Origin of the sequence: Mesorhizobium sp. M7A.F.Ca.ET.027.02.1.1 (genome assembly GCF_004022985.1) — a bacterium.
GTDB lineage: Bacteria > Pseudomonadota > Alphaproteobacteria > Rhizobiales > Rhizobiaceae > Mesorhizobium.
The window spans coordinates 1-9,640 of record NZ_RZOL01000236.1; the positions used below are offsets into that span (position 1 = coordinate 1).

11 protein-coding genes and 1 pseudogene are annotated in these 9,640 nt (G+C 63.5%); 5 read left to right on the top strand and 7 right to left on the bottom strand.

Annotated features, from left to right (window positions below; translation table 11 throughout):
* Both EN749_RS22935 and EN749_RS22940 read left to right on the top strand, forming a co-directional pair.
* Positions 1 to 183: pseudogene (locus EN749_RS22935) on the top strand (pyridoxamine 5'-phosphate oxidase family protein); the annotation flags it as partial.
* Entirely contained in the window at positions 177 to 752 is a 576-nt protein-coding gene (locus EN749_RS22940; protein ID WP_245491476.1) for an NADPH-dependent FMN reductase, read from the top strand. The pseudogene EN749_RS22935 and the gene EN749_RS22940, both read left to right, overlap by 7 nt.
* A gap of 25 nt (positions 753 to 777) precedes the next feature.
* Here the strand turns inward: EN749_RS22940 and EN749_RS22945 are convergent, their stop codons facing one another.
* Complete coding sequence (locus tag EN749_RS22945; RefSeq protein ID WP_127268187.1) at positions 778 to 984, bottom strand: 4-oxalocrotonate tautomerase family protein; 207 nt, start codon at positions 982 to 984, stop codon at positions 778 to 780.
* Between the two features lie 91 nt (positions 985 to 1,075).
* Positions 1,076 to 1,996, bottom strand: a complete 921-nt coding sequence (locus EN749_RS22950; protein ID WP_127268186.1) for an SMP-30/gluconolactonase/LRE family protein — start codon at positions 1,994 to 1,996, stop codon at positions 1,076 to 1,078.
* 263 nt (positions 1,997 to 2,259) lie between these two features.
* Between EN749_RS22950 and EN749_RS22955 the strand changes: the two genes are divergently transcribed.
* Positions 2,260 to 2,427 carry a hypothetical protein gene (locus EN749_RS22955; RefSeq protein ID WP_013528833.1) on the top strand — a complete coding sequence of 56 codons (168 nt, stop codon included), beginning with the start codon at positions 2,260 to 2,262 and terminating at the stop codon, positions 2,425 to 2,427.
* Between the two features lie 157 nt (positions 2,428 to 2,584).
* Here the strand turns inward: EN749_RS22955 and EN749_RS22960 are convergent, their stop codons facing one another.
* The 4 genes from EN749_RS22960 to ccmA all read right to left on the bottom strand — a co-directional run bounded on the left by EN749_RS22960 (position 2,585) and on the right by ccmA (position 4,766).
* Positions 2,585 to 3,163 carry a DsbE family thiol:disulfide interchange protein gene (locus EN749_RS22960; protein WP_128364030.1) on the bottom strand — a complete coding sequence of 193 codons (579 nt, stop codon included), beginning with the start codon at positions 3,161 to 3,163 and terminating at the stop codon, positions 2,585 to 2,587.
* On the bottom strand, positions 3,160 to 3,327 hold the full coding sequence (gene ccmD / locus EN749_RS22965) for a heme exporter protein CcmD (RefSeq protein WP_127268184.1): 168 nt from the start codon (positions 3,325 to 3,327) through the stop codon (positions 3,160 to 3,162). Before ccmD ends, EN749_RS22960 begins: the two co-directional genes overlap by 4 nt.
* 124 nt (positions 3,328 to 3,451) lie before the next feature.
* Positions 3,452 to 4,117, bottom strand: a complete 666-nt coding sequence (ccmB, locus tag EN749_RS22970) for a heme exporter protein CcmB (RefSeq protein WP_128364031.1) — start codon at positions 4,115 to 4,117, stop codon at positions 3,452 to 3,454.
* Positions 4,118 to 4,142: 25 nt separating this feature from the next.
* Complete coding sequence (gene ccmA, locus EN749_RS22975; protein ID WP_127808688.1) at positions 4,143 to 4,766, bottom strand: heme ABC exporter ATP-binding protein CcmA; 624 nt, start codon at positions 4,764 to 4,766, stop codon at positions 4,143 to 4,145.
* Positions 4,767 to 5,046: 280 nt separating this feature from the next.
* Between ccmA and acnA the strand changes: the two genes are divergently transcribed.
* Entirely contained in the window at positions 5,047 to 7,737 is a 2,691-nt protein-coding gene (gene acnA, locus EN749_RS22980; protein WP_127808687.1) for an aconitate hydratase AcnA, read from the top strand.
* Between the two features lie 72 nt (positions 7,738 to 7,809).
* Here the strand turns inward: acnA and EN749_RS22985 are convergent, their stop codons facing one another.
* Positions 7,810 to 8,481, bottom strand: coding sequence for a ceramidase domain-containing protein (locus tag EN749_RS22985; RefSeq protein ID WP_128364032.1), 672 nt, complete (start codon positions 8,479 to 8,481; stop codon positions 7,810 to 7,812).
* 172 nt (positions 8,482 to 8,653) lie between these two features.
* Between EN749_RS22985 and EN749_RS22990 the strand changes: the two genes are divergently transcribed.
* Positions 8,654 to 9,454, top strand: coding sequence for a thioredoxin family protein (locus EN749_RS22990; protein WP_127269003.1), 801 nt, complete (start codon positions 8,654 to 8,656; stop codon positions 9,452 to 9,454).
* Positions 9,455 to 9,640 lie beyond the last annotated feature (186 nt).

Here is a 9,640-nt window from a genome sequence, read left to right on the forward strand (position 1 = left end):
GCCGCCTACATGCACTGCGCAAAAGCCTTCATGCGCTCGGATTTGTGGAAGCCGGAAACCTGGTACGACCGCGCGACGCTGCCGACGCTCGGCCAGATCATGCGCGATCAGCTGGCGGTTGCCGATTCCGCCGAGGCGACCGATCGCTGGCTCGACGAGGAATACAAGAAGACGATGTGGTAGCTTTCCGGACGCGATTCGCGTCTGGACTGATTCCATACTTTGCTGAACATCCTTGCCATTCCGGCAGCCTGCGCGCGGCCTCCACAAATTCGGCGCTGATCGCCGCACTGGCGCGCGAAGCGCCGTCCGGCTGCCGCGTCACCGTCCGTGACGGGCTCGGCCGTATACCGATCTTCAATCCCGACGATGAAGGCGAGCGGACACCGCTCGAAGCCTCCAAGCTGATCGATGCCGTCAGCCGAGCCGACGGCCTGATCGTTTCCTGTCCGGAATATGCCCATGGCGTGCCGGGCGGGCTGAAGAACGCGCTCGACTGGCTGGTCTCGCGCGATGCCGCTGTCGCCAAGCCCGCCATGCTGGCACACGCCTCGCCGCGCTCGCTGTTCGCCCGCGCCGCACTGGCCGAGATCATGCGCACCATGTCGTTCGCACTTTGCGACGACGTGCTGGAGATTGCCCTGCTCGGCAAGAAGCCGCCGGAGGTGGAGGCCATCCTGGCCGAGCCGGAAAACCGGCTGGCGATGCGCGATGCGCTAGCCGCGTTCGTGGAGTTTATTCGCTCGCGTTGAGCGGCGGCCACCCCAGACCTTCGAGCTAGCCCTTTCGCAGCGTCTCCACATCAGTCTTCCCAACGTACCAATCGCGCGCGTTGATCTCTTCAAAAACCACCCAGACATCGTCGTTGCTGAGCCCGGTGGCGTCCATGATGGCCGCCGTCACCTTTTTGGCGATGTCCGCCTTCTTGCCCGCCGGATCGGCTGATATCACTTCCTTGACGATGCGGATGTTGACGAATGGCATTTTGTCCTCCCGGGATGTTCGTGCTCGCGACCCGCTTCGATGAAACCGTCGAACGGCCGCCAGTGCTCCAGTCTCAGCCAGTGCTCCAGTCTCAGTATGTCTTGGCGCCGTTGACCATCAGCCGCACCATGTAGAGCGACGTGGTGCCGGCGATATAGAGGCAATTCAGCTTGTTGCCGCCGAACACGCAGTTGGCGGTGACTTCCGGCACCTTGACCTTGCCGATCAGCGTGCCGTCCGGATCGTAGCAATGGATGCCGTCGGCGGCACTCGTCCAGATGCGGCCGTCCTCGTCGAGCCTGAAGCCGTCGAACAGGCCGGCCGTGCAGTCGGCGAAGATTTTCTCGCCCGAAACCTTCTTGCCGCCCTTGCCGACATTGAACACCCGCATATGTGCCGGATTCTGTGCGCCATGCGTGCGGCCGGTATCGACGACATAAAGCTTGCTCTCGTCGAGCGAGAAAGCCAGGCCGTTGGGCCGGACCATGTCGGTGATGACGGCTTCGACCTCGCCGGTGCCGGGATCGACCCGGTAGACATGGCAGGCGCCGATTTCGCTCTCGGCCCTGTCGCCCTCATAATCCGTATCGATGCCGTAGCTCGGATCGGTGAACCAGATCGAGCCGTCGGATTTCACCACCGCGTCGTTGGGCGAATTCAGCCGCTTGCCCTTCCATTTGGACGCGATCGTGGTGACCGAGCCGTCGAACTCGGTGCGGCTGACACGGCGGCCCGAATGCTCGCAGGTGATCAGCCGGCCCTGCCGGTCGACGCTGTTGCCGTTCGAATTGCCGGACGGCTGGCGGAAGACGCTGACATTGCCGTCGGTCTCGTCATAGCGCAGCATGCGGTTGTTGGGGATGTCGGACCAGACGACATAGCGGCCGGCGGCGAACCAGGCCGGCCCCTCCGCCCACTGGCATCCGGTGAACAGCTTCTCGACCTGCGCGTTGCCATTAAACAGGCGCGCGAAGCGCGGATCGAGAATTTCATAATAGTCTGCGGCCGCCATGCTTTTCCTCCCGGCATCAATGACACCCGGATCAAGCCAGCCGGAGGGACAGAAGGCAATGTGGGTACGCACAGTGTCATGCAAAAGATCGCTTGCCGGCTCTGCGCATGACGTTAGCGCCGTATTAACCGGCTATGCGTCCAGCGCAATGGTGCATTGCAACATCTTCTTTTTGCAATGCACCATTACTATGTCATGCTTCGTATCGATCAAGGGAGGAAGAAACCGCCGCCGAAACGCGGCGCCAAAAAAGGAACCTTGCTATGATCCTCGACAGTCTCATGACCCGCGCTCGCAACAGCATTGCCAAGCGCAAGCACTACAACCGCCTTGTCGCCGAAATCGACAGCTTTTCCAGCCGCGATCTGGCCGACATGCGCGCCGACCGCTCGGAAATGCTCTACCAGATCCACAAGCAGATCTACGGCTGATCTCGAGTCCGATAAGACGCACCGCCAAGGTGCGTTGAGATTCAGGTCAGGCCGAGACGAAAACGGTGGTTTCCGAGAACCGGAGCGGAGCGTACTTAAGTACGTGAGCACCGGAAGCGCAGGAAGCCGCCGTTTGCAGGCCGGCATCACCTGAATATCAACGTGCCGCCAGCGCCTTGTCGATCTTTGGCAGCAAGAGATCCCTCGCCGTCTCGGGCGTCAGCGGGCCGACATGCTTGTAGGCGATCTTGCCGTCCTTGCCGATGACGAAGGTCTCCGGCACGCCGTAGACGCCCCAGTCGATCGCCGCGCGGCCCGCTTCGTCGACCCCTATCGCCTGGAACGGATTGCCGAGATCGCCGAGGAACCGGCGTGCATTTTCCGGCCGGTCCTTGTAGTTCAGCGCCGCCATTGTGAAACGCTTATCCTGCGACAGCGCCAGAAGCACCGGGTGCTCTTCGCGGCATGGCGCGCACCACGACGCGAAGACGTTGACCAATGTGACCTTGCCGGCGAAGGTTTTCGAATCGAGCCCCGGCAGGTTGGACCCCTCCAGCGCAGGCAGGCTGGTTTGCGGCGCAGGCAGGCCGATCAGGGCCGATGGCACTTCCGAAGCATCGCGCCCCGACAGCAGCTGCGACAGGAACAGTCCGGCCAGGCCGAGAAAGATCAGCAGCGGCAACAGCACGAACAGGCGACGAGTGCGTGGGGGCGACGTTTCCGTTTCGGTGCTCATGGCTTTGCGGCCTTGTCGGAGCGCCGCCGCACGCCGGATGCCTCCAGTTCGGCGAGTTCGCGCTTGCGCGCCCGCTGGTCGAGCAGGATCCAGCCGATCAATCCGGCCAGCACCACGGCCGTAATGCCATAGGCGGCGGTCACGTAGAGTGCATGCGCGCTCATGCGACGGGCCTCGCTGAAGTGGGGGCTTCCAAGCCGATCATGTCGCCCAGTCTAGACATGCCTTTCCCTTAGCCTCGCTCCGTCGGCTTCGCAATCGGTCGCCGCGCCGCAGTCATACGCTGCGTCAATCCGTGCCATGACGCAGCGCCAGTGCCGCCGAGACCGGACCCAGCACGCTAAGAAACAAGGTCAGCGCGGCAAGAATGAGGAAGGGCTGCAGAAACGGATCGGGATTGGCGGTCGCCCCATAGCTCGCCGAAACACCGAAGATCAGCACCGGAATGGTCAGCGGCAGCACCAGTACCGAGATCAGCAGCCCGCCACGCGGCAGCGCCACTGCCACCGCAGCACCGGCGGCGCCGATGAACGTGATTGCCGGGGTGCCGACCAGCAGCGTCAGCGCCGTGGCGCCGATGCCGAGCGGCTCCATGTTCATGAACAGCCCGAGCAGGGGCGCGGCGACCACCAGCGGCAGCACGCTGCCCGCCCAATGCGCCAGGCATTTCACCAGCACCGTCAAGGCCAGCATGTGGCGGTCGTTTCCGAGCACCAGGAGATCGAGCGAGCCATCCTCGCGATCGGCCTGGAACAACCGGTCGAGCCCGAGCAGGCAGGACAGCAGCGCGCCGATCCACAGGATGGCCGGTCCGATGCGGGCCAGCAGCTTCAGGTCTGGCCCTACTCCGAACGGGATGGTGGCGATGACGGCGAGGAAGAAGATGACCCCGGTCAGCGCCCCGCCGCCCGCACGGATGTTGAGGCGGATGTCGCGCAGGAAGAGGGCTAGCATGATTTGAGATGCTCGCGCGCCATCATCAACCAGTTCCCCCGATCCTCAACTCCGTCCCCTCGATCCCCAGCGGCAAATGCGTCGCCGCGACAATCATCCCTCCGCCTTCGCAATGCTTCGCCATCAACCCCGCGAACCGTCCCTCCGACGCCTTGTCCAGCCCCGCTGTCGGCTCATCCAGCAACCACAATGGCCGGTGGCTCACCATAAGTTTCGCGATAGCCGCGCGGCGGCGTTGCCCGGTCGACAGATAGCCGAACGGCAGGTGGCCGATGCCGCCGAGCCCGACCGTTTCCAGCGCCTCTTCGACGCCGAGCTGTCCGTCGCCGTTGAAGTCGCGCCAGAAGCGCAAATTCTCCGCCACGCTGAGCGCCGGCTTCATTGCGTTCTGGTGGCCAAGGTAGTGACAGGCCGAGGCAACAGACGGGAACGCTTCGTCCCCGTCTTCAATCTCCATGGCACCCTCGATCCTCACGCTGCCTTGCGCCGCCGGCAGCAGCCCGGCGATGACCCGCAGCAGGGTCGACTTGCCCGATCCGTTCGGCCCGGTGACGATGAGCGCCTGGCGCTCCTCCAGAACAAAGCCGATGCCGGAAAACACCGCGTCGCCGCCTCGCTCGCCGCCCAGATTTTCGGCGATCAGCCGCATTCCTCGCCTGCCCTGAAACCATGTGTCGCGGCCGCTGCCGCATCGCACAAATTTGCTTTCCAACTGTCTAGAACTATTCCGGAAAATTCTCTATATGCGGTGCATCCGTGCCAGCGGTCGGCACGGGAACAGAATTAGCGCCGAACCAGCGCACGCGCCGCCTTGAACGGCTCGGGTTGCTTGGGAACGGACAGCGGAAATGGCCGTACCCGCACCTTTGCGCGTGATTGCATGCCATCGGCGTCCGTTCCCTTTCAGGCTGAACAGACAAGGATCGCACGTGTCAAAATCCCTCGACAGTTTCAATTGCCGCCGCACGCTGACCGCAGGCGGCGCGGAGTATGCCTATTTCGACCTCATCGAGGCCGAGAAGAACGGTCTCACCGGCATCTCGCAGCTGCCCTATTCGATGAAGGTGCTGCTGGAAAACCTGCTGCGCAACGAAGACGGCCGCTCCGTCACCAAGGAATCGATCCAGGCGGTGGCCGGCTGGCTGACCGACAAGGGCACCGCCGGCGTCGAGATCGCCTATCGCCCGGCCCGCGTGCTGATGCAGGATTTCACCGGCGTTCCGGCCGTGGTCGACCTTGCCGCGATGCGCGACGCCATGGCCTCGCTCGGCGGCGATCCGCAGAAGATCAACCCGCTGGTGCCAGTCGACCTCGTCATCGACCATTCCGTCATCGTCGACGAATTCGGCAGCCCGATGGCCTTCGCCCGCAATGTCGAGTTGGAATATGAGCGCAACGAGGAGCGCTACAAATTCCTGAAATGGGGCCAGCAGGCGTTCCGCAACTTCCGCGTCGTGCCGCCGGGCACCGGCATCTGCCATCAGGTCAACCTCGAATATCTCGGCCAGGTGGTGTGGACCAACACCGAGGACGGCGAAACGACGGCCTATCCCGACACCTGCGTCGGCACCGATTCGCACACCACCATGATCAACGGCCTTGGCGTGCTCGGCTGGGGCGTCGGCGGCATCGAGGCCGAGGCGGCCATGCTCGGCCAGCCTGTCTCCATGCTTCTGCCTGAGGTGATCGGCTTCCGCCTCACCGGCAAGCTCAAAGAAGGCGTCACCGCCACCGACCTCGTGCTCACCGTCACCCAGATGCTGCGCAAGAAGGGCGTCGTCGGCAAGTTCGTCGAGTTCTTCGGCCCCGGCCTCTCCAACATGACGCTGGCCGACCGCGCCACCATCGGCAACATGGCGCCCGAATATGGCGCCACCTGCGGCTTCTTCCCGGTCGACTCGGAAACCATCCGCTACCTCACAATGTCCGGCCGCAGCGAGGACCGCATCGCGCTGGTCGAGGCCTATGCCAAGGCTCAAGGAATGTGGCGCGAGACCGGCTCGACCGATCCTGTGTTCACCGATCTGCTCGAGCTGGAACTTGGCTCCGTCGTGCCGTCGATGGCCGGACCCAAGCGGCCCGAAGGCCGCGTCGCCCTGGAAGGCATTCCGGAAGGTTTCGCCAAGGCGATGGAGACCGAATACAAGAAGGCCGCCGAGATCTCCAAGCGCTACGCAGTCGAAGGCACCGACCATGATCTCGGCCATGGCGATGTCGTCATTGCCGCCATCACTTCGTGCACCAACACCTCGAACCCGAGCGTGCTGATCGGCGCCGGCCTCCTGGCCCGCAACGCCAACCGCCTCGGTTTGAAGCAGAAGCCGTGGGTGAAGACCTCGCTGGCGCCGGGCAGCCAGGTGGTGGCCGAGTATCTGGAGAAATCCGGCCTGCAGAAGGAACTCGATCAGATCGGCTTCAACCTGGTCGGCTTCGGCTGCACCACCTGCATCGGCAATTCCGGCCCGCTGCCGGCGCCGATCTCGAAGACCATCAACGACAAGGGCCTGATCGCTGCCGCGGTCTTGTCCGGCAACCGCAACTTCGAAGGCCGCGTCTCGCCCGACGTGCAGGCCAACTATCTGGCGTCGCCGCCGCTGGTCGTGGCACACGCGCTGGCCGGCACCGTCACAAAGGACCTGACCACCGAGCCGCTTGGCGAGGACAAGAACGGCGAGCCGGTCTACCTCAAGGATATCTGGCCGAGCTCGGCCGAGATCCAGGAGTTCATCGAGAAGAACGTCACCCGCGAGCTGTTCGCCCGCAAATATGCCGACGTCTTCAAGGGCGACGAGTACTGGCAGAACGTCAAGGCGCCGGAAGGCCAGACCTATGCGTGGGACGACAACTCGACCTATGTGCAGAACCCGCCCTATTTCGCCGGCATGACGTCAGGTTTCGGCAAGATCGGCGACATCAAGGGCGCCCGCGTGCTCGGCCTGTTCGGCGACAAGATAACCACCGACCACATTTCGCCGGCCGGATCGATCAAGGCGGCCTCACCGGCCGGCAAATACCTCACCGACCACGGCGTCGGCGTCGCCGACTTCAACCAGTACGGCACGCGGCGCGGCAATCACGAGGTGATGATGCGCGGCACCTTCGCCAACATCCGCATCCGCAACCACATGCTGGGCGAGAACGGTCGCGAGGGCGGCTACACCATCCACTACCCGTCCAAGGAAGAGGAATCGATCTACGACGCGGCGATGGAATACAAAAGGGAAGGCGTGCCGCTGGTTGTCTTCGCCGGCGTCGAATACGGCAACGGCTCGTCGCGCGACTGGGCGGCCAAGGGAACCAATCTCCTTGGTGTCCGCGCGGTCATCGCCCAGTCCTTCGAGCGCATCCATCGCTCGAACCTGGTCGGCATGGGCGTCATTCCCTTCGTCTTCGAGGAAGGCACCTCATGGGCATCGCTCAACCTCAAGGGAGACGAGCTGGTCGAGATCGACGGCTTGAGCACCATCAAACCGCGCCAGACGATGATCGCCAAGGTCACCTATGGCGACGGCACGGTGAAGAACGTGCCGATCATCTGCCGCATCGATACGCTGGATGAGCTCGATTACTTCAAGAACGGCGGCATCCTGCAATACGTGCTGCGCGATCTGGCGGCTTAGTAAGGGAATAGGGCAGTAGGGCAGTAAGGGAGTAGGGAATAGAGCACCCTACTGCCCTACTGCCCTACTGCCCTACTGCCCTACCCGTGGCTTCCCAAACCGCGCCGCTGCCGCCAAAAGCACGCCGAGCATCACGCCGTTGAGGATGTGCCAGAGGAAGTGCGTTCCGAGCGGAAAGCTGCCGCAGATCACCGGGTCGATCATCCGGCAGATGACGGACACGACGAAGATCGCCGATCCCGCCAGATTATACCAGCCGGCGCGATTGCCGCTTACCGTCACCCAGACACCGAAGAAGGCGAGCGCCAGGAACGGCGGCAGATAGCCCGTCGTACCGTTCGACGCCTGGCGCAGCCAGTCCGGCACGGCCAGGGTTATCGCCCCGGCAAGCACATAGAAGGCGATGAAGATGGCAATGGCCTTGCCCCATCGCATGCCGAGGAAGCGTCGTAAATTGAACAGCGTGTAGGCCAGCGTGAAGCCGGCGATCGGCAGCACGTCGGCCCAGACCGTGCCCTTGGTGGCAAAGGTGTGGAAGATCGTCGAACCGATGCCGATCGCCACCACCCACCAGGCCAGCACCTCGGCGAAGGCGCCGGTGCCCAGCCTTCGTACCTCGCGCACGCCCCACAGGCCGGCGGCGATGAAGGCGAGGTTGGTCAGGGCGTTTACCGGTTCGGACCAGAATTCCGGGCCGGTTCGCTCGCAATAGAGGTCGACTGGCGCCAAAAACGTTTGCCACATCGTGATTGCCGCCCGAATCGGTTTCTATCCTGAAGCGCAGATCCTTCCTATTGCGGGGTTGCGGTCGGCTGCAATGGCAAAATTTCACCGCAACGTGACTTCCCGTTGACTTCCGCTTCTGCCACATATTTTAGCAATCAAGATAAAGCCGGCACCACCGGCGGGAATCGGAATGGCCATGGCCTCGCGAAAATCATTGTGGCTGGCAGCTCTTGCGCTGGCCTTCTCGGCGTCTGCCGGCGCCGGGCATGCCGGCGAATCCGATCGCGCCCATGCCGACCGGGTCCAGATCGACAGGCCCCAGATCGACAGGCCATTGGGCGTGGTCGAACTGTTCACCAGCCAGGGCTGCAGTTCCTGCCCGCCGGCCGATACGCTGTTCTCCGAACTTGCCGCCAAGGAAGATATCGTCGCGCTCGCCTATCACGTCGACTATTGGGACTATCTCGGCTGGCAGGATACGCTGGGCCGCAAGGAGAACACCGAGCGGCAATACGACTACATGCGCGCCTTCGGCAGCCGCTCCGTCTATACGCCGCAGGCCGTTATCAATGGCCGTGTCCACGTCAACGGCGCCAGCCGCGGCGAGGTCGATGGCGCGCTCGCCCGCATGGCCAAGAGCGGCGAAGGCATGCGCGTCGCCGTCAAGGTCAGCCGCACCAGCGACCGTGTGACGATCGACGCTGGCGATGCCGGCAACGGCCCCAGCGACGCCCATGTCGTCATCGTCTATTTCGACCCGCCGCAGACGGTCAAGGTCGGCGAGGGCGAGAACACCGGCCGCAAGATGACCTACTGGAACGCCGTCACCGGGATACAGACCGCCGGCATGTGGCATGGCAAGGCACAACGCTACGAACTGCCGATGAGCGAGATTGCCAAAAAGGGCGGCTGCGCCGTGCTGCTGCAGTCGGTCGGCAAGGACGGCATGCCCGGTCCCATTCTCGGCGCCGCGTTCATCCACAAGCCTTAAGGCCTTCTTTCCTTCTCCCCTTGTGGGGCGAGCAGCCGGTTCGTCGAAGGCGAATTCATCGTGCCGGTGGCACGATGAAGGCCGGCGAACGCCGGGACGCTGCGAAGCAGCGCGGACCCGGCAGGGTGGATCGACTAACCACGCCCGGCCCTTCGCAGGCTCAGGGCGTTCGAAGCTCGAAAAGCC